The sequence below is a fragment of the Lactococcus sp. S-13 genome, from assembly GCF_004210295.1.
Lineage (GTDB): Bacteria > Bacillota > Bacilli > Lactobacillales > Streptococcaceae > Lactococcus.
Genome location: NZ_SDAK01000001.1, coordinates 255,161 through 274,532, shown reverse-complemented (window position 1 = coordinate 274,532; position 19,372 = coordinate 255,161). Strand labels below are relative to the sequence as shown.

General features: G+C 37.2%; 17 protein-coding genes. 8 read left to right on the top strand and 9 right to left on the bottom strand.

The features are described 5' to 3' along the window. Positions 1–23 precede the first annotated feature (23 nt). From ilvC to EQJ87_RS01380, 7 genes are all read left to right on the top strand, one after another. Positions 24–1,046, top strand: coding sequence for a ketol-acid reductoisomerase (ilvC, locus tag EQJ87_RS01410; RefSeq protein ID WP_017864494.1), 1,023 nt, complete (start codon positions 24–26; stop codon positions 1,044–1,046). 67 nt (positions 1,047–1,113) lie between these two features. Then, on the top strand, positions 1,114–2,364 hold the full coding sequence (gene ilvA, locus EQJ87_RS01405) for a threonine ammonia-lyase IlvA (protein ID WP_130123004.1): 1,251 nt from the start codon (positions 1,114–1,116) through the stop codon (positions 2,362–2,364). Between the two features lie 547 nt (positions 2,365–2,911). Then, on the top strand, positions 2,912–3,625 hold the full coding sequence (locus tag EQJ87_RS01400; protein WP_130123003.1) for a metal ABC transporter ATP-binding protein: 714 nt from the start codon (positions 2,912–2,914) through the stop codon (positions 3,623–3,625). A gap of 7 nt (positions 3,626–3,632) precedes the next feature. Next, complete coding sequence (locus EQJ87_RS01395) at positions 3,633–4,487, top strand: metal ABC transporter permease (RefSeq protein ID WP_130123002.1); 855 nt, start codon at positions 3,633–3,635, stop codon at positions 4,485–4,487. Continuing rightward, the gene (locus EQJ87_RS01390; RefSeq protein WP_305034251.1) at positions 4,471–5,412 is read left to right on the top strand and encodes a metal ABC transporter substrate-binding protein; all 942 of its coding nucleotides are present in this window, start codon (positions 4,471–4,473) and stop codon (positions 5,410–5,412) included. The genes EQJ87_RS01395 and EQJ87_RS01390 overlap by 17 nt, the downstream gene beginning before the upstream one ends. Positions 5,413–5,735: 323 nt before the next feature. Next, positions 5,736–6,446, top strand: a complete 711-nt coding sequence (gene budA / locus EQJ87_RS01385; RefSeq protein ID WP_130123001.1) for an acetolactate decarboxylase — start codon at positions 5,736–5,738, stop codon at positions 6,444–6,446. Between the two features lie 38 nt (positions 6,447–6,484). After that, positions 6,485–6,865 (top strand): RidA family protein, encoded by a 381-nt coding sequence (locus tag EQJ87_RS01380; RefSeq protein WP_130123000.1) that lies wholly within the window; start codon positions 6,485–6,487, stop codon positions 6,863–6,865. A gap of 49 nt (positions 6,866–6,914) precedes the next feature. Here the strand turns inward: EQJ87_RS01380 and xerS are convergent, their stop codons facing one another. Both xerS and EQJ87_RS01370 read right to left on the bottom strand, forming a co-directional pair. Further along, the gene (gene xerS / locus EQJ87_RS01375; protein ID WP_130122999.1) at positions 6,915–7,985 is read right to left on the bottom strand and encodes a tyrosine recombinase XerS; all 1,071 of its coding nucleotides are present in this window, start codon (positions 7,983–7,985) and stop codon (positions 6,915–6,917) included. 452 nt (positions 7,986–8,437) lie between these two features. Continuing rightward, positions 8,438–9,463, bottom strand: coding sequence for a 3-deoxy-7-phosphoheptulonate synthase (locus EQJ87_RS01370; RefSeq protein ID WP_130122998.1), 1,026 nt, complete (start codon positions 9,461–9,463; stop codon positions 8,438–8,440). A 660-nt stretch (positions 9,464–10,123) separates the two neighbouring features. Here EQJ87_RS01370 and EQJ87_RS01365 point away from each other — a divergent pair. Continuing rightward, complete coding sequence (locus EQJ87_RS01365; RefSeq protein ID WP_130122997.1) at positions 10,124–10,990, top strand: histidine phosphatase family protein; 867 nt, start codon at positions 10,124–10,126, stop codon at positions 10,988–10,990. A gap of 119 nt (positions 10,991–11,109) precedes the next feature. Here EQJ87_RS01365 and EQJ87_RS01360 read toward each other — a convergent pair whose 3' ends face one another. The 7 genes from EQJ87_RS01360 to gyrA form a co-directional block, all read right to left on the bottom strand. Beyond that, the gene (locus EQJ87_RS01360; protein WP_130122996.1) at positions 11,110–12,498 is read right to left on the bottom strand and encodes an APC family permease; all 1,389 of its coding nucleotides are present in this window, start codon (positions 12,496–12,498) and stop codon (positions 11,110–11,112) included. A gap of 131 nt (positions 12,499–12,629) precedes the next feature. Continuing rightward, positions 12,630–13,550: a choloylglycine hydrolase family protein gene (locus tag EQJ87_RS01355; protein ID WP_130122995.1), complete on the bottom strand. Its 921-nt coding sequence runs from the start codon at positions 13,548–13,550 to the stop codon at positions 12,630–12,632. Positions 13,551–13,731: 181 nt separating this feature from the next. Next, positions 13,732–14,490 (bottom strand): triose-phosphate isomerase, encoded by a 759-nt coding sequence (gene tpiA / locus EQJ87_RS01350; RefSeq protein ID WP_130122994.1) that lies wholly within the window; start codon positions 14,488–14,490, stop codon positions 13,732–13,734. Between the two features lie 110 nt (positions 14,491–14,600). Then, positions 14,601–14,726 (bottom strand): hypothetical protein, encoded by a 126-nt coding sequence (locus EQJ87_RS11765; RefSeq protein WP_255411613.1) that lies wholly within the window; start codon positions 14,724–14,726, stop codon positions 14,601–14,603. Positions 14,727–14,781: 55 nt separating this feature from the next. After that, entirely contained in the window at positions 14,782–15,528 is a 747-nt protein-coding gene (locus tag EQJ87_RS01345) for a class A sortase (RefSeq protein WP_130122993.1), read from the bottom strand. Positions 15,529–15,613: 85 nt separating this feature from the next. Next, positions 15,614–16,699 carry an FAD:protein FMN transferase gene (locus EQJ87_RS01340; RefSeq protein WP_130124557.1) on the bottom strand — a complete coding sequence of 362 codons (1,086 nt, stop codon included), beginning with the start codon at positions 16,697–16,699 and terminating at the stop codon, positions 15,614–15,616. Between the two features lie 94 nt (positions 16,700–16,793). Further along, the gene (gene gyrA / locus EQJ87_RS01335; protein ID WP_130124556.1) at positions 16,794–19,322 is read right to left on the bottom strand and encodes a DNA gyrase subunit A; all 2,529 of its coding nucleotides are present in this window, start codon (positions 19,320–19,322) and stop codon (positions 16,794–16,796) included. Positions 19,323–19,372 lie beyond the last annotated feature (50 nt).

The window sequence follows — 19,372 nt, the reverse complement described above, 5'->3', positions numbered from 1 at the left end:
TAGAAAAAATAGAGGAAACAAAAATGGCAGTTACAATGTATTATGAAGATGATGTAGAAGTATCAGCACTTGCTGGAAAGCAAATTGCGGTAATCGGTTATGGTTCACAAGGACATGCTCACGCACAGAATTTGCGTGATTCTGGTCACAACGTTATCATTGGTGTGCGCCACGGAAAATCTTTTGATAAAGCAAAAGAAGATGGCTTTGAAACATTTGAAGTAGGAGAAGCAGTAGCTAAAGCTGATGTTATTATGGTTTTGGCGCCAGATGAACTTCAACAATCCATTTATGAAGAGGACATCAAACCAAACTTAAAAGCGGGTTCAGCCCTTGGTTTTGCTCACGGATTTAATATCCATTTTGGCTATATTAAAGTACCAGAAGATGTTGACGTCTTTATGGTTGCACCTAAGGCTCCAGGTCACCTTGTCCGTCGGACTTATACTGAAGGTTTTGGTACGCCAGCTTTGTTTGTTTCCCACCAAAATGCAAGTGGTCATGCACGTGAAATCGCAATGGATTGGGCCAAAGGAATTGGTTGTGCTCGAGTGGGAATTATCGAAACAACCTTTAAAGAAGAAACTGAAGAAGATTTGTTTGGGGAACAAGCTGTTCTATGTGGAGGTTTGACAGCACTTGTTGAAGCCGGTTTTGAAACACTGACAGAAGCTGGATACGCTGGCGAATTGGCTTACTTTGAAGTTTTACACGAAATGAAATTGATTGTTGACCTCATGTATGAAGGTGGTTTTACTAAAATGCGTCAATCCATCTCAAATACTGCTGAGTTTGGCGATTATGTGACTGGTCCACGGATTATTACTGACGAAGTTAAAAAGAATATGAAGCTTGTTTTGGCTGATATTCAATCTGGAAAATTTGCTCAAGATTTCGTTGATGACTTCAAAGCGGGCCGTCCAAAATTAACAGCCTATCGCGAAGCTGCTAAAAATCTTGAAATTGAAAAAATTGGGGCAGAACTACGTAAAGCAATGCCATTCACACAATCTGGTGATGACGATGCCTTTAAAATCTATCAGTAATAGATTTTGGATACTAAAAAATAAAAAGCGACGGTACTTTTGTGCCGTTTTTCTAGGAGGTTTTTAAATGGTATCAGCAAAAGATGTTAAACAAGCTTATGAAGTGCTCAAAACAATTGTTGTAAAAACGCCTTTGCAGTTTGATCCTTATTTATCAGAAAAATACCAAGCAAATATATATCTAAAAGAAGAAAACTTGCAACGTGTACGTTCTTTCAAACTTCGTGGAGCATATTATTCTATTAGTCAATTGAGTAGTGAGCAAAGAAAACAAGGTGTAGTTTGTGCAAGCGCGGGAAATCACGCTCAGGGCGTCGCTTTTGCTGCGAACCAGCTAAATATCGGGGCTACAATTTTTATGCCTGTTACAACTCCAAACCAAAAAATATCACAAGTTCGCTTTTTTGGTGGAGATCATGTGGACATCCGTTTAATTGGCGATACTTTCGATGAATCTGCGCAGGCTGCTAAGCTTTTTTCTAGCAAGGAGAAAAAGCCATTCATTGACCCTTTTGATAATGACCATGTTATTGCTGGGCAAGGAACAGTTGCACTAGAAATTTTTGATCAGTCCAAAGCGCTTAATATCGATATTGATCAAGTTCTTGTCCAAATCGGAGGAGGGGGCTTAATTGCTGGTATTACAGCTTATGCTTCTGAGTGCTTCCCAAAAGCGGAAATAGTTGGCGTAGAAGCTAAAGGAGCAACTAGCATGAAAGCGGCTTTTGCCTCTGGTCATCCCGTGACTTTAGAACACATCGATAAATTCGCAGATGGAATTGCTGTAGCAACAGCAGGACAAAAGACTTACCACCTCATCAAGGATAAAGTAAAGCGTTTGCTTTCTGTTGATGAAGGATTAATTTCACAGACGATTTTAGAGTTATATTCTAAGTTAGGGATTGTTGCTGAGCCTGCTGGTGCAACATCAGTGGCCGCTCTTGAACTTATCAAAGATGAAATTAAAGGTAAAAATATTGTTTGCATTGTGAGCGGTGGAAATAATGATATTAGTCGAATGCAAGAAATTGAAGAACGTGCTTTGGTTTATGAAGGTCTAAAACATTATTTTGTCATTAACTTTCCTCAAAGACCGGGAGCCTTAAGAACTTTTGTCAGTGATATTTTAGGCCCAAATGATGACATCACACGTTTCGAGTATATTAAGCGTGCAGATAAGGGAAAAGGCCCATGCTTAGTTGGAGTTTTGTTGGCTGACCGTAATGATTACGATGCTTTAATTGAACGGATTGAGGAATTTGATACGCATTATGTGAACTTGCATGGTAATGAAAGCCTTTATGAACTCCTTGTGTAAAATATAAAAACCATTTTTTTTAGATTTATAAGCAAATAAAATAAATAATGGATAGATAATAGAAAAATGTAGCGAGGATAGAATTGTCTGACCGATGACCCATTTAAAAAGTGCAGCACCGGAGACACCCTAGTCACGGCAGAAGTCTGTTTGAGTTTTACCTTCAAGGTAATGGTCAAACAGACTTTTTAATTCGTCTTAATTCGTCGCCATATGCTTGATTTCTCCCATAAAAAGAATTCCTTTTTAATGCTGATTGAAAATATTATAGCATAGCTCCAGAGTAAAGCTCCTCCTAATATCTAGACAATAAGAGCATCCGAAAAATGAAGGGTATACTGAATCTCTTAAAAAACCAATTAATTTTTTGTAATATAAAATTATCAGAATAAAGATAGATATTTTTTATGATATATTATTCAGGTTAAGTTATTGATAGCTTACATGAAATATATTGATTATAAAATTAGTCAATGCTATAATTTGTTTAGAAGTGCTATTTAATTTTCATATGTTATTTAGCATATCACACTTTAAGGAAGAAGCAATGATAAACATTAATGGTATAAATGTATTTTATAATGAAATCAAAGTATTATCAGATATTAGATTAAAAGTGAAACCCGGCAAAATTACTGGAATTATCGGGCCAAACGGTGCGGGTAAATCAACACTGATTAAGGCTATTCTTAACGTTATTCCTCATACTGGGGAAACACTAATAAATGGTGAAGAGAGTAGAAAACAATTAAAAAATATAGCTTATGTAGAACAGAAAAGTGATATTGATCCAACTTTTCCTATCAAGGTAAAGGAGTGCGTATCACTTGGAACTTATACGAGCTTAAAGCTATTTCAGAAGCTTGGGATTAATGAATGGTCAAGAGTATCTAAAGCATTAGATAAAGTTAATTTATTAGATTACGAAAATAGACAAATAGGTGAGCTTTCTGGTGGACAGTTTCAAAGGGTTTTATTAGCACGATGTCTAGTTCAAGAAGCAGATTTTATATTTTTAGATGAACCTTTCGTGGGAATTGATTCAATAAGTGAAAGAATTATCATTGATATTCTTAAAGATTTGAAAAATCAAGGGAAAACGATATTAATTGTGCACCATGACTTAAGCAAAGTAAACGAATATTTTGATGATATCATTATTTTGAATAGAGAATTAATCTCATATGGACCAATAAAAGATAGTTTCAATCCCCAAAATTTAAAAGCAGCATACGGAGATAATATTTTTATAGGAGATTAGGAATCAAATGATACAGAATTTTATAAATGGTTTATATGAGTTTCATTTTTTACAAAACGCTTTAGTTACAGCAGTTGTAATAGGTATAGTTTCAGGAGCGGTGGGTTGTTTCATCATTTTAAGAGGAATGTCCTTGATGGGTGATGCTATTTCCCATGCAGTACTTCCTGGTGTTGCTATCTCCTATATTTTAGGAATAAATTTCTTTGTAGGGGCAATCATTTTTGGATTACTATCATCAGTAATTATTACTTTCATAAAAAACAACAGTATTATTAAAGGAGATACTGCAATCGGAATTACATTTAGTTCCTTTCTAGCTTTAGGAGTTATTTTAATTGGAATTGCCAACAGCTCGACGGATTTATTCCATATCCTTTTTGGTAATATTTTAGCAGTACAAGATATTGATAAATGGTTAACAATAGGTGTGTCGGTAGCTGTCCTACTAGCCATTGTTCTATTTTTCAAGGAGCTTTTAATCACATCATTTGATCCATTGATGGCAAAAGCAATTGGAATGAGTGTTAATTTTTATCACTACCTTTTGATGGTTCTATTGACGCTAGTATCCGTAACTGCAATGCAAAGTGTGGGAACTATTTTAATCGTTGCCATGTTAATTACGCCAGCGGCAACAGCATATTTATATACTAATAGCTTGAAGAAAATGATAATTCTTTCTTCATCAATAGGGGCAAGTTCTTCCGTTTTAGGTTTATTTATAGGTTATAGCTTTAATATTGCTGTTGGTTCAAGCATTGTTATTACTTCAGCTGTTATTTTTGCAATTAGTTTTTTAGTTTCACCAAAACAAAATTTTATAAAAAAGAAAGTTAAAATTGATGATCAAAAAACATAAAAATATATTGATAACTTTTATAGCACTAGGTGCTATCGTTTTTCTAGTAGGTTGTTCAAATAAAAAAACAGACCAAGTAACAGATAAAAAATTAAATGTGGTTGTGACTAACTCTATTTTGGCAGATATTACAAAAAATATTGCTGAGGATAAAATTAACTTGCATAGTATAGTTCCCGTTGGAAAAAATCCGCATGAATACGAGCCATTGCCTGTAGATGTTCAAAAAACTTCTCGAGCAGATTTAATATTTTATAATGGTTTAAACTTGGAAACAGGTGGAAATGCCTGGTTTACAAAACTAGTAAATAATGCAAATAAAAAAGAAAATACTGACTATTTTCCTGTAAGTACTGGAGTTGATGTCATTTATCTTGAAGGAAAGAACACTGAAGGAAAAGAAGATCCACACGCTTGGCTCAATTTAGAGAATGGGATTATTTATGCAAAAAATATTGAACAACAGTTATCTAAAAAAGATTCAGCTAATAAGGATTTTTATAAAAATAATTTAGATAAATACGTTAAAAAATTATCTAATCTTGATCAGCAAGCGAAATCTAAATTTTCTTTAATACCTGAAAATAAAAAGGTGATTGTAACAAGTGAGGGATGTTTTAAATATTTTTCTAAAGCTTACAATATTCCATCTGCTTACATCTGGGAGATCAATACTGAGGAAGAAGGTACACCAGACCAAATAAAAACTTTAGTTAGAAAGTTAAGAGCTACTGAACTCAAATCCCTTTTTGTGGAAAGCAGTGTTGATAGTCGACCAATGAAAACAATCTCTAAGGATACAGGAATTCCAATCTATTCAACAATTTTTACAGATTCAGTGGCAAAAAAAGGAGAAAATGGTGACAGCTATTACCGGATGATGAAATGGAATTTGGATCAAATTTATAATGGACTTGCTAAATAGTTTCTAAGAGCAAAAAAACAAAAGTCAATTAGAAATAATTGCTTTTATTTTTTTGCAAGATATTATATTGAAGCTAGTATAGATTCTCAATTAAAAAAATATATCATGGTATGGTATAACGATGAAATCGATGAAAAGGTATAATAATGGCACTTTCATCTGGAAGAAAAAATTATAAAAATAAGAAAATACCAAAATTAAAGGGGGATCAAAAAAATAAAGATATCAGCAAGTACATTACTTAGGAGGTGGTTATACAAAAAGTAGGTGCTTTTTGCTATAATTGAAACAGATAATCTTTTAGTTAAAAAAGGGGAAATTATATGTCAGAAATTACGCAACTTTTTCAATATAATACTCTAGGGGCTTTGATGTCGGGGCTTTACGAGGGTACAATGACCATTGGTGAACTATTAAAACATGGCGATTTGGGAATCGGAACTTTAGATTCGATTGATGGTGAGCTAATTATTCTTGATGGAAAGGCTTATCAGGCTAAGGGAGATAAAACGATTACTGAGCTTGAAGAAGATGTGCGTGTGCCCTATGCTGCTGTTGTCCATCACCGAGCAGAGGTAACTTTTAAACAACGCTTTGCGGCTACTGATAAAGAGCTTGAAGAGCGTATGGAAAGTTATTTTGACGGTCAAAATTTATTTCGTTCAATTAAGATTGAAGGTCTATTCTCAAAAATTCATGTAAGAATGATCCCTCGTGCTAAAGAGGGCACAAAATTTGTTGATGTGTCGCAGCATCAACCTGAGTATTTTGAAGAAAATGTACAAGGAACAATTGTTGGAATTTGGACGCCTAAAATGTTTCACGGAGTGAGTGTGGCTGGTTATCATCTTCATTTTATCAGCGACGATCATACTTTCGGGGGGCACGTTTTGGATTTTGTTATGGAAAATGGTAAGGTTGAGATTGGGGCAATTGACCAGCTTAATCAGTCTTTCCCTGTGCAAGATCGTAAGTTTTTATTTGCTGACCTTGATATTGAGGAACTTAAAAAAGATATTGATATTGCGGAATAAACACATACTTTGATTATTAAAATAGAAAGGAAACTTTAATGGAAATTATTTCTACGGAAGATGCACCGAAGGCAATAGGGCCTTATGTTCAAGGTAAAATTGTTAATGGAGTGTTATATGCTTCAGGACAAATTGCCTTAGATCCTATCAGTGGCGAGTTGGTGGGGGAAACGATTGAGCTTCAAACAGAGCAAGTGATGAAAAATATTGCTGCTTTGCTAAAGGCTGGAAATTCTGATTTTGACCATGTTATTAAAACCACTTGTTTTTTGGCTCATATTGATGAGTTTGCTAAATTTAATGAAGTTTATGCTCAAGCTTTTGGAACGAAGTTTCCTGCTCGTTCTGCAGTTGGCGTAGCAGGGCTTCCTAAAGGAGCTTTGGTGGAGATTGAGGTGATTGCCGAGGTTAAAGCTTAAATTTTTCTAAACTAAAAAAACTGCGAGTATTTCTCACAGTTTTTTCTTTTTAAAGTTTGTCTAGGGCTTTTTGGTTTTCATCATTGATGATATGGGTATAGATATCCGTTGTTGCAGTGTTTTTATGCCCGAGCTGCGTTCCAACTAAAGCCTGAGATTTTGTTTCAGCATAAAGTCTTGTGGCAAGCGTGTGGCGAAGCTTGTGGGGAGTAATTTTTATCTTAAAGCTTGCTGAATATTTGGAAACTAAATTTTCAACTGTTCGATTATCAATCCGGTTGGCGACGCCTTTATAAGTGCTGAGAAAAAGGGCTTTGTCATCTTTTAAGGCATTGTAGCGTGCCTTACGAATGTTTAAGTATTGTTCCAAATAAGGTTTAGCAAATGGGGCAATATTGACGGCGTCTTTTTTCCCACCTTTTCTGATTACTTCAATCACTAAGGTGTTTAAATTGAGGTTTTGTAGGTCTGCATTGGTACATTCTGATAAACGCAAACCCGATGCAAGCATCAAAGCAATAATTGCTAAATCTCGTTCTTTATTTTTTTTGAAACTAGCTAATGCACGCTGAGATAGTGTTGTTTCGTAAATTTGGTCAATATAATCAAGAAACTCTTGGGTTTCTTCACCGAGAAAGAGCTTTTCCTTAATATTTGCCGCTTGTTGTCTAAGAGTTTGAGTTTCTTTTATTGTCTTGATTTTATCCATGACATTACGGTAGAAGTAGGGTTCACCTTCCTCGTTTTCAGTTTCTCTAGTAAGATAATTAAATAAGCTGGATAAGGCAGAGATTGTTCGATTAATTGTTTTTTGACTGACACCGTACTGTGTGGTCTTACTTGTCATTTTTGGACGTTCACGCAAGTAGATGATGTAACTCTCTATTTCAGATTTTTTGAGGTGTTCAAGAACTTCGATAGGGATGTCTTTGAAGTTAGCCTTATCAACAATATTTGAATCAATTAACCAATCAAAGAAACGGTGATATTCTTTAAGATACTCATACAAGGTGGCTGGAGAACGATTGATGACATTCATTGAGTGGATGTATTCCAAGACAAACCAAGGCATCAATGCTTTTTCATTTTCAATGTGTTGAAGGAGGAGTGTTTTATTCATAATTCTATTATATCATACTTCACTTAAAATACTTATTTTCCGAACACTTGTTATTAGCTATCTTGAGAATAGGCTGAATTTCTCCATTTATGCCCTATGGACGATTATCATTCTGTGTGCTATTTTTTCTTTTTTTGTGGCTAGAAACTTCAAAAATATTTTTTTCTACTTGAATTTATATTTTTTGGCTTGATTTTTTCTCGGATAATCGCTGACTGATTGAATAAATTGAATAAAAATGAATAACTTAATCAGAAATGGGGTATTAAGTATGTTGCTGATAATTATTGCTAATTTTGAAGCTTTTGAGAGTTATTTACTAAATCTCTATCCTTTTTTCCAGCTTTAGGTTACTTATATTATTTGCTAAAGTTTGTGAATTTTTTAACTTTTTTCTTGGCTAATTCTATCAATAAAAAAAGATTATTTCATAGAATAATCTTTTGCATTTTTTATTTTGTATTATAGATTTCTTTAATCAATTGTTCAGTTTTATCCCAACCAAGGCAAGGGTCGGTGATTGATTTTCCGAAAACATCTGGTTGATCCTGACGACCGTCTTCTAAGTAAGATTCAATCATGAAGCCTCTAACATGTTGATGGATTTGGGTGTCCCAATTGCGGTTAATGAGTGTTTGTCGAACAATACGGATTTGTTCCATATATTTCTTCCCAGAATTATCATGGTTAGTATCAACAACGATGAATGGATTTTTTAAGCCCATTTTTTCATAAATTTCGATTGCTTCTAATAGATTGTCTGTGTAATAGTTTGGATGATTTTTGCCGTTTTCATCTAATCCACCTCGCAAAATAATATGGGCAAAGGGATTTCCTGAGGTTTTCACTTCAGCATTGCCAAAAAGGAAATCTTGAGATTGTTGAGCAGCGTAAACCCCATTGAACATCACGTTTAAGTTACCAGATGTAGGATTTTTCAAGCCCGTAGGCGCATCAATTCCTGAGGCAACAAAACGGTGTTGCTGATTTTCAACGGAGCGGGCACCTATTGCGTAGTAGCTTACCAAATCATCGACGAGTGGAAGATTTTCAGGATAGAGCATTTCATCTGCGGTTGTTAATCCTGTTTCTGTGATTACTTTATAATGCAGATCGCGGACCATTTTTATTCCATTGATGAGGTCAGTGCGACCATCGGCGCTTGGTTCATGAATGAGGCCTTTATAACCGTCCCCATTTGTTCTTGGTTTTGCTGTATAAACACGCATGACAATGAAGATACGATCTTTTACTTCTTCTTGTAATTTAGCAAGTCGGTGGGCGTATTCGAGAACAGCTGCTTCGTTATCTGAAGAGCAAGGACCAATGATAAGGAGAAGACGTTGATCTTCGCCTTTGATGATCGCTTCTAATTCTTTGTCCCGTTCTTTTTTCTTAGCTTCTTGTGCTTCGTTGAGGTGATTAGTTTGTTTGAGGTGTTTGATATTGATATTTGCGCTTACTTTTGTGAAAACCATTGTTTCTCCCTTATTGATTGTTTTTAGTTTTAGTTGTTTGCTGTTGGTTGATTTTTTGGACTTATTTCCCCTTTCAGTGGTGGATTAAACGACAAAAAGACGCCCATTGAGGACGTCTTTTTTATCCTCAAGATGACTTAAACCTAACGGACATCAAAGAGGGATCCACATATTTAGACAAGGTCTAGTGTGGATCCTTTATAAAGATAAAATAAAATTTGTTATGTTTGTTCATCATCTTAAAGCCTCTATATTTTACGTTTTATCTAGTATAATCGAAATATTTTGATTTGTCAATTATTTATAATAAGTGGACACCGTCGCGTTTTTGGTTAGATACCTACTATACATGGATTTAGAATACTAACTCAAAAAAACCAGAAATATCTCAAGAGAATGATTCCTTACAAAACATTAAAAAGCGCTTGCAACAAAAATGATAAGTGGTATAATATTAATAAAAAGTAGGGTTGTTACTAAGTATTAGGCAAGACCGAAGCAGAATAAACATCATTTTTAATGATGATGTTTATTCTGCTTCGATTTTTTATTTAATACGATCCAATAGTTTTCATTCCTGACATAGAACTGGAGGTGGATTGATAAATATAGCAAATATTTTAATAAATTTCTAACTGACTCAAAAGATAGGAGAATAAAATGAAAAAATTTATGATTGCATTAACTTTATTATGTACACTAGCAGTTCTTGGCGCCTGTAACTCATCACATCTCAATAGTAAAAAAAATGGTACAAAACAAATTACTATATATATAGCCCGTCATGGAAAGACGATGTTGAACACAACAGATCATTCTCAGGGTTGGAGCGATGCTCCTCTCACTCCAGCAGGAATTAAAGTTGCAGAGGATTTGGGGAAAGGCTTAAGTGATATTAAATTTGATTCAGTATACTCTAGTGACAGTGGGCGAGCAATAGAAACCGCCAGTATAATATTGAAAAATAACGGACAAAAGAATTTAGTTAATAAAATTAATAGAGATCAACGATTAAGAGAATTTAATTTTGGAACTTTTGAAGGAGTTCCAAGCGGGGAGATGTGGTCAAGTGTCGCAAAAAAAGAAGGATTAACCCTTGCCCAATGGCAAACAAATATGAGGAAAAAAGGGTTTATAAGTACAATAAAAGATTTCTCAGATACACTTAATAAACTGGATAAAGAAAAATTAAATCAATTGGGAAAATCAGCAAAAATACCAAGTAACAAAGTGAGCTGGCTAGCTGAAGATTACAATACAGTCGTCGCTCGTTCAAATAAAGCATTAGAAGATATCGTTACCTCAGCTAAGAAAAATAATTCAAATAATATTCTTATTGTTTCCCATGGAATGACTATTTCAGCGCTTGTTTCTTCACTCGATAATTCTGTTAAAATACCATCAACAGGGCTTGGTAATGCTAGTATATGTAAAATTACCTATGAAATTAAAAGTGGAAAATTTTTTGTCAAATCCGTAAATGATTTAAGTTATGTGGAAGATGGAGAAAAACAGAAAGAACAATGAAAATATAATTGTCTTTTTACTAGACATATTAGAGTTAGCTTTAAATCAAAAGGAAAAAACTTACTTCGATTTTTTATATGATTTATCGGAGATTAAAAAAAGCAGAGTTTCTTCTGCTTTTATTTTTTTCTTAATTTTGAATGGTATCGTCCGTAGGTGAAATAAATGATTGTGGCGCCCAGAATGAGGATACCTAATGCAATCCAGCTACTGCGATCATAATTGATTGCTAGGCTTAGGCTGATGAGAATTGAGAAAATCGGCAAGAGCGGAACGAAAGGAACTCTAAATTGGCCTTTGGTGGGTTCACCATAATCATGGCGGAGCTTGATAAGGCCAACAGCCAGCATCATCAAATAAATCAGTGTACAGAGATTGAGGAAACTTGAAAGTGAGGTGATTGGCACTAATCCTGTCAGAAGTGTGGCTAAAATTCCTGCGGTCAGTGTAGCATTTTTGGGAATGCGATATCTTCCTGATAAACGGCTGAGTTTTCGAGGGAGTAGTCCGTCACGACTGATACTATAAAGGGTTTGAACGATAGCATAGGTCATTGTTATGCCAACAGTGATTAAGGTAAAAATAGCAACAATTGAAATTACATTTCCAAGCCAAGTCAGACCGACAGTCTGGAGAGCGTAGGAGATAACATTGGAAACATCAAGTTTAGTGTAATGGACCATACCTGTCAAGCTGGCGGTAATCAGAATATAAATGACTGCTGTCACAAAAACTGCTCCGATAATCCCTGCAGGAAGGGAGCGCTGCGGATTTTTTGTTTCGTCAGCAGAAACCGAGATTGTTTCAAAGCCAATGAAGGCCATAAACATCAATGATGCTCCTGCCAGTACTCCTTTGCCACCGAATGCTGTTGTCCAGCCAAATGGGGCAAAATTTTGCCAATTGTCAAGGTTAAGATAAAAGAGTCCAGCGATGACAAAAACGGCTAAGGTAGCAAGTTTTATCACAACGAGGGTCCGATTAAAACGCATCATGGTTTGAGTTCCTAAAAAACCCAATATGGAAATGGCAAAAATAATTAGAATTGGAATTAAATCTATCGAAAAATGGGAGGAGCTGCCTAAAGGTCCGTTGATAATCGCTGGAAGATGAATGTTGAAGAGTCCTTTGACGTAGGCACCCCAACCACTTGCTGAGATGGACAGAGCAGTAAAAAATTCAACCAAGAGTAAGATACCAGCCAACCAAGCAGGATATTCACCAAAAACAACGTAAAGGTAGGCATAAGGCCCGCCTTGTGCGGGGATTCGCGAGGCAAATTCAGCAAAAATGAGGGCAAATAAACCAACGGCAACTGCAGCGATAGCAATTGAAATCATGAGTGCTGGCCCAGCAACGGTGGCGGCAGCGCGGCCTGTGAAAGTAAAAACTCCTGCGCCAATCATGCTCCCTAATCCTAAAAAAACTAAGTCCATGCTATTTAAACGTCTGACTAATTCGTTTTTTTCATTTTCATTGCTAATTTTCTTTTTTCTAAATATTTCCATTTGTTATGTCCTGTTTTAGATTTAAACGTGATGTTCTATCATTTAATTTTAACACAATTTAAACACTTCTCAAAATTCTTTCAATAAAAAAGCACGGTTGCCCGAGCTTTTTGGAAGGTGTGAATGAAAATTTAAGCGTCTGGAAATTGATAAACTTGGATGCTAAAATCATTGTAAGTCTGCAGGTAAAGTTTTCGGCTGTTGACCTCAACTGCGCTGCGGTAAATGGTGTAGGTGCCAGAGCGGCCGGACGATTTGGGCACTGTGACGCTATTGAGGATGTGCCAAGTTTCGATAACATTTTCGTGTTCATTTTCAGGGAAAATGGCGCGCTCTTTCAAAACGCTAGCACGTATAAAGCGCGAGGTCGGAGTGAATCCACCAGGAAAAACGGGTTTTCCGTTGAAATTTCCAGTGGAAACTTGATTGGGATTGAGAGAATTTGCTGACGTAATTTCCGTCAGCGGTTTGAAATCCATATAAGTGCTTAATTTTTCAATTTCGCGGTCAAATTTTGGGGCATTTGTGACCACACCAATGGGATTGTCACTGACGAGAAGTTCTCCCTGCTTGCACGGCTCAATATTGATCATCTGCCCTGTCGGATCTGTGGCCGAAAAATGGAGATCGTTTCTGCCAAATTTAAAAGCAGAAAACTGGTCAGTCATCAGCTGAACTTGGGAAATTTTTTGACGAATATCAGCGACAGAGCGACAATTTCCTAGCAACCAAAGGACTAGTTCAAAGGCGGCAAGTTGAATTTTAGAGGGCTGAGCGTGGTCAGCGTATTCAGACTGATTGGAAAAAGTGAGCTTTTGAACAGCCAAGCCATGTTCGTTGACCCCATCAGAAATGTCAGCGTGCGGGCGAGCAGCAAGATTTCCCACACCCAAAATAGCGTATAAATTGGTCACTTTTTGACCGCTATAAACGCTTGTCCAACTGTATTTTTGAGGCAAAAGGAGCGCACCAGCATTGTAAGTATGCCAGTCCATTGTTCGTGCGAAAAGTAAGCCGCCGTCAGCGGATTTCATTTGAATTGAGGTACACATGAGTTTATTTTATCATAAAAAAGGAGAGACTTAGAGCTTTGACAGTCTGGAAAATTTACGTCAGCAATTTCTCTGGATTTTTTCACCTTCTTTTCTAGAGAAATTACTGACGTAATGCTTTTTTATAGAAAAAATACTGACGGAAATTTCCATCAGTATTTTTTCTTATTAAAATGAGAAATTATTTGTAGATTTCAAGCAAGCCGAGGAATGAAGCTGCTTCAAGTGCAGCACCACCAACGAGCGCGCCGTCAATGTTTTCTTTGCTCATCAATTCTGCAACAGTTTCAGGTTTAACTGATCCACCGTATTGGATACGAACAGCGTCAGAAACTTCTTTACCGTAAAGTTTTTCAACAGTGCTACGTACAACACCGCAAGTTTCGTCAGCGATTTCTGCAGTTGCAGTTTTACCAGTTCCGATTGCCCAGATTGGTTCGTAAGCGATAACCAATTTAGCAACGTCTGCAGCGTCGATGCCAGCAAGACCAGCTTCGATTTGAGCAGAAACCCATTCAGCTGTTTTACCAGCTTCGAAAGTTTCCAAAGTTTCACCGCAGCAAAGGATTGGTGTTACGCCAGCAGCGATAAGTGCTTTAGCTTTTTTGTTGATGTCTTCGTCAGTTTCGTGGAAATATTCACGACGTTCTGAGTGACCAATAACTGAATATTCAATTCCTTCAGCAGCAAGCATTGCAGGTGAGATTTCACCAGTGAATGCACCAGCATTTTCGAAATAAACATTTTCAGCAGCAACTTTAAGTGGGTTTTTACCACGGTGGTGTACAAGTGGAACCAAGTACATAGCTGGTGCAGCGATTGCTACTTCTACTTTATCTTCTGAAGGCAATTTGCCGTCGATTTCAGCCATAAATGCAAAAACTTCTTTGAGGTTTTTGTTCATTTTCCAGTTACCAGCGATAATTGGTTTACGTGACATTTTCTTCTCCTTTGGCTTTTGAAAGCCTCTTAAATTTTGAACTTTTCAGTTCATCTTTTACATCGTCTATTTTATCACAAAGCGGCAAATTTTGCAGAAATCAACTCGTTTTAAAATTGAGCTAAAAATTTGGCAAGTTCATCATCCGTTGCTTTGAGTTGTTTTTGGCAAAGCCGAACAACTTCTTTATTTTCTCCGACCGCTATTGCTTCGCTCGCATTTTTCAGAAGTTCCAAATCAAATACAAATGAAAAAACACGCTATTAGGCAGCGTGTTTTTTCATTTTTTATTTAAAAATTCTTAATTTGATTGTATTTTTTCTCAAAAGCATTGGTCATCGAAGCTGGTGCATTCGCAAAGGCAGTCTTATTGACAAAAGTGCCATGAACAATGATACGATGGGTTGCTTCAACATCAGCGCAGGTCACCAGAGTAATTTCAGTCTTACCGGGCGTATCATCAAGGACTTCGACATGCTCAGGCGTAACCACATTGATTTTGTCTATTTTATATTCATAAATATTTTCTTTATCTGTCACATAAATGACCATTCCTGTTTTAGCATTTTCGAGTGGTGTAAAAAGAATCGATAAATCAGAGTTAAAGCCTGTCATATTATGACCCGCCAAAGTATAATTGCCTTGTCCCATGACTTGATCAGCTTTCATCGTTCCTGCTCCATACAAAAGCGAGGTATTGCCCACGCCGCGGAAGATTGGCAAATTAATCCCTAACTCTGGGATTGCAATGCCACCAACTACTGGCAAGGGTTGACGGTCAAATTGACTAGACACAACCGATTGGAAATCAACGGATTTCACAGCGCTAAAATCAAAACTCGCCTCGGCTTTTTGATTCTTTTCAATCTTTTCACGACTGACTTTGTGCAACTGGTAATGGTTACTATTTGTAGCAATGAGCATATTGCGGATGGGTTTGTTAAAAATCAAGGCCAACCCGATGAGGAAAAGAATAATAATTAGGCTATTAATGAGCCAATTACGTTTTCCTTTTTTGTTTCTTTTTCGTTTTTCCATTTTTCTCCGCCTTTTCTAGCCTTATTTTAATTCCATTGTAACAACATTAAAATATATTGTCAATTCTATTGAAATGAAAATTGTTTTACTTTAAATCAGCAATATTTCCGATTTTGAAGTTTTTCTTTTCGGTCAGCTGAAATTTGTCTTTCAAGCCTGGTGTGATATAGACTTTATTATCCTTGTCCACAAAAACAGCTTGGACGTTTTTCATTTTTTCAATGTATTCATAGCCTTTTTTGGTTCCCATGGCATAAATCATGGTTGACAACCCGTCACCATTTGTTTTATCTTTACCCGAGATGAGCAAGGTGATGCTCGCGATATCATTATCAAAAGGGTAGCCAGTTTTAGGGTTCAAGATGTGACTGTATTTATGCCCATCAACTTCTAAGTAGCGCTCATAAATTCCGGACGTATTGACGTGCTGATTGCTGGCTTGCAAAATGCCCATTTGATTGGCTGTCGGGTCATTGGGGTCTTTAATCCCAATACTCCATGGATTTTCAGGTCCTCTTGGTGAATGGCCCATAACGTAGATTGAACTTGAACCAAGATTAACAATACCCGTTGTGACGCCATCTTTTTTGAGCGATTCGACCATTTTCATCGCGACAAAACCTTTGACAATTGAACCCAAGTCCATCCGAATCCCTTTCTGGGTCAAATAGACACTTTTAGCTTTATCATCGAACTTAATATAAGTATAACTGATTAAGGGCAAAACATGGTCAATTTCGCTTTGAGAAGGTTTTCTAGCGTTGTCCATCCCGATATTCCACAAGCTTGTCAACGAACCAATCGTTATGTCATATCCGAGATTTTTTCGAGAATAATTATAGCCTGCTTTAATCAATTCATAAACGCCAGCATCTACTTTTACAGGTTGGATTCCTGCATTTTGGTTGATTTTGTCAATTTGTGAACCAGATTGATTCACTGTGGTTAGATTGTTGTATTTAACAGGAATTTTCAGTGATTTTTCGACTGCCGCTTCTTTGCCTTTATCATACACTGTGACTTTTACAAAAGTTCCCATTGTTGTCACATCTTTATCAATTGGTGTTTTTAGTAAATTTCGTGTATCTTTTACCGCTGAATTTCCCTTGCCACAGGCCGCTAAAGAAAATAAACTTAAACTTAGCGTTGCAACAATTATTATTTTTTTCATCATCACTTTTCTATGAACATTTTTACTGACGGAACTGTCAGCACCTTTTATTTAATCAGAAAGTCTGCCAAATCACTGACAGACTTTCTTTTGCTTATTCTTTGGTATCCTCAGCAGGAGTTGTCTCTTCCGCATTTACTGACGGAATGTCCAAATCACTGACGGATTTGTCAGAAACATTTTCGTCAGTAAATTCTTCTTCTGCCACAGCATCAACAAGAGCAAAAGTAACAATTTGTGCTGCTTCATCAAGTCGCATCACTTTGACCCCTTGTGCGGCCCGACCTGTTTGAGAAATATTAGCTACATTTGTCCGAATGATAACTCCTGTGTCTGTAATGACCATCAAGTCTTCATCGCCATTCACGGCAGTCAAACCAGCCAATTTACCTGTTCGTGCGGTCACATTCATGACCTTAATTCCTTTACCGCCACGGCCTTTTGTAGGGTACTCAGAAGCTGCTGTTCGTTTTCCAAGTCCATTTTCTGAAATGACCAGAACTTCTTGTTGATTATTGATCGTTGAGGTTCCTACCACAAAGTCGCCTTCACGTAAGTTGACCCCTTTGACTCCTGTCGCTGCACGTCCCATATCACGAACCACTGAACCTTTAAAGCGAACTGAATAACCTAAGTGTGTCCCGATAATCACTTCATCTTCACTAGAAGTCCGTAAAACGTTGATCAATTCATCACCTTCACGCAGGTTCAAAGCCTTCAGTCCGTTTGTCCGAATATTTGCAAATTGAGCCGTTGCGGTACGTTTCACAAGTCCATTTCGTGTTGTAAAGAACAGGAAATTCGCTGCTTGATCGCGGTCTACATTAATAATTGTCGCAATTTTTTCGCCATCTTCAAGTTTTAGCAAATTGACAATTGGTAAGCCTTTCGCCGTCCGACCATACTCAGGAATCTCATAACCTTTCATGCGGTAAACGCGTCCCAAGTTAGTAAAGAAGAGCAAATGATCGTGTGTTGACGTTGAAACCAAATGTTGAACAAAGTCATCATCTGACATTCCCATTCCTTGCACACCACGACCTCCACGGTTTTGCGCACGGAATTCATCATTTGCCAGACGCTTGATATAACCTTTATTTGATAAGGTAATCAAAACATCTTCTTCTTCAATCAAATCTTCATCTTCAAGATTAAGCACTTCGCCGACCAAAAGCTCTGTGCGACGTTTATCAGAAAATTTACGTTTAACTTCTTCAAGTTCTTCACGAATAATTTTCTTCACTCGTTCTGGTCGAGCCAGAATATCAGCCAAATCAGCAATCAAAGCTACTAATTCCTGATATTCATTTTCAATCTTGTCTCGTTCCAAACCAGTCAAGCGACGCAAACGCATATCAAGAATCGCTTGAGATTGTTTCTCAGAAAGCAAAAACTCATCCATCATCGCTTTTTGAGCAACGGCATCCGTCTGAGACTCGCGAATGATGCTGATGATGCGGTCAATATTGTCCAGCGCAATCCGCAAACCTTCCAAGATATGCGCGCGAGCTTCTGCCCGAGCCTTATCAAAGCGAGTACGACGTTCCACGACTTCGATTTGGTGGTCAATATAATCTAAAAGAATTTCTTTGAGCGAAAGCACTTTTGGAATTCCTTTTTCAATGGCTAACATATTGAAACCAAACGAAGTTTGTAGGCTAGTCAATTTGAAAAGGTTATTCAAAATCACATGAGCTGAAAGGTCACGGCGCACTTCAATGACCACGCGAATTCCTTCACGGTTAGATTCGTCACGAACAGCCGTCAGGCCTTCGATTCGTTTTTCATGGTTCAAACGTACAATGTGTTCAACCAAGCGTGCTTTATTGACCATATAAGGTAACTCAGTCACAACGATACGCTCTTTACCGCCAGGCATTTCTTCAATATGTGTCTTGGCCCGTAAGGTAATTGATCCTTTACCCGTTTCATAAGCGCGACGGATACCTGCTTTCCCCATCACCAAAGCTCCGGTTGGGAAATCTGGCCCAGGAAGGACACTCATCAACTCTGTTGTTGTTACCTCAGGATTTTCCATCACTAAATCCACAGCAGCAATTGTTTCTCCGAGGTTATGTGGCGGAATATTCGTCGTCATCCCAACAGCAATTCCGGTTGTCCCATTTACCAAAAGATTAGGAAAACGTGCAGGTAAAACAAGAGGTTCACGTTCTGTACCGTCAAAGTTATCCATGAAATCAACCGTGTTTTTGTTGATATCACGTAACATTTCAAGCGCAATCTTGCTCAAGCGCGCTTCAGTATAACGCATTGCCGCGGCGCCATCGCCGTCCATTGAACCAAAGTTACCATGTCCATCAGCTAGCATATGACGGTATGACCACCATTGCGCCATACGTACCATCGCTTCATAAATTGAACTGTCGCCGTGTGGGTGATATTTACCCATAACTTCCCCGACAATACGCGCTGATTTTTTATGTGGTTTGTCTGGCGTGTTGCCCAGTTCATTCATCCCATAGAGAATCCGACGATGAACAGGTTTTAAGCCATCACGGACATCGGGTAACGCACGTGCCACGATAACTGACATTGCATAGTCACGAAATGACGTCTTCATCTCCTCAACTAAATTGACATTGATAACATTTTTGTCTTGCATTTTTGTGTTGTGAGAACTCTCAAAATGAGCTTTCACTTTCCTTTCTTGCT

What these genes read in the sequence shown, in the direction of transcription:
- ilvC (WP_017864494.1), top strand. Translation starts at nt 24, where the DNA reads ATGGCAGTTACAATGTATTATGAAGATGATGTAGAAGTATCAGCACTT.
- ilvA (WP_130123004.1), top strand. Translation starts at nt 1,114, where the DNA reads ATGGTATCAGCAAAAGATGTTAAACAAGCTTATGAAGTGCTCAAAACA.
- EQJ87_RS01400 (WP_130123003.1), top strand. Translation starts at nt 2,912, where the DNA reads ATGATAAACATTAATGGTATAAATGTATTTTATAATGAAATCAAAGTA.
- EQJ87_RS01395 (WP_130123002.1), top strand. Translation starts at nt 3,633, where the DNA reads ATGATACAGAATTTTATAAATGGTTTATATGAGTTTCATTTTTTACAA.
- EQJ87_RS01390 (WP_305034251.1), top strand. Translation starts at nt 4,471, where the DNA reads ATGATCAAAAAACATAAAAATATATTGATAACTTTTATAGCACTAGGT.
- budA (WP_130123001.1), top strand. Translation starts at nt 5,736, where the DNA reads ATGTCAGAAATTACGCAACTTTTTCAATATAATACTCTAGGGGCTTTG.
- EQJ87_RS01380 (WP_130123000.1), top strand. Translation starts at nt 6,485, where the DNA reads ATGGAAATTATTTCTACGGAAGATGCACCGAAGGCAATAGGGCCTTAT.
- xerS (WP_130122999.1), bottom strand. Translation starts at nt 7,985, where the DNA reads ATGAATAAAACACTCCTCCTTCAACACATTGAAAATGAAAAAGCATTG.
- EQJ87_RS01370 (WP_130122998.1), bottom strand. Translation starts at nt 9,463, where the DNA reads ATGGTTTTCACAAAAGTAAGCGCAAATATCAATATCAAACACCTCAAA.
- EQJ87_RS01365 (WP_130122997.1), top strand. Translation starts at nt 10,124, where the DNA reads ATGAAAAAATTTATGATTGCATTAACTTTATTATGTACACTAGCAGTT.
- EQJ87_RS01360 (WP_130122996.1), bottom strand. Translation starts at nt 12,498, where the DNA reads ATGGAAATATTTAGAAAAAAGAAAATTAGCAATGAAAATGAAAAAAAC.
- EQJ87_RS01355 (WP_130122995.1), bottom strand. Translation starts at nt 13,550, where the DNA reads ATGTGTACCTCAATTCAAATGAAATCCGCTGACGGCGGCTTACTTTTC.
- tpiA (WP_130122994.1), bottom strand. Translation starts at nt 14,490, where the DNA reads ATGTCACGTAAACCAATTATCGCTGGTAACTGGAAAATGAACAAAAAC.
- EQJ87_RS01345 (WP_130122993.1), bottom strand. Translation starts at nt 15,528, where the DNA reads ATGGAAAAACGAAAAAGAAACAAAAAAGGAAAACGTAATTGGCTCATT.
- EQJ87_RS01340 (WP_130124557.1), bottom strand. Translation starts at nt 16,699, where the DNA reads ATGAAAAAAATAATAATTGTTGCAACGCTAAGTTTAAGTTTATTTTCT.
- gyrA (WP_130124556.1), bottom strand. Translation starts at nt 19,322, where the DNA reads ATGCAAGACAAAAATGTTATCAATGTCAATTTAGTTGAGGAGATGAAG.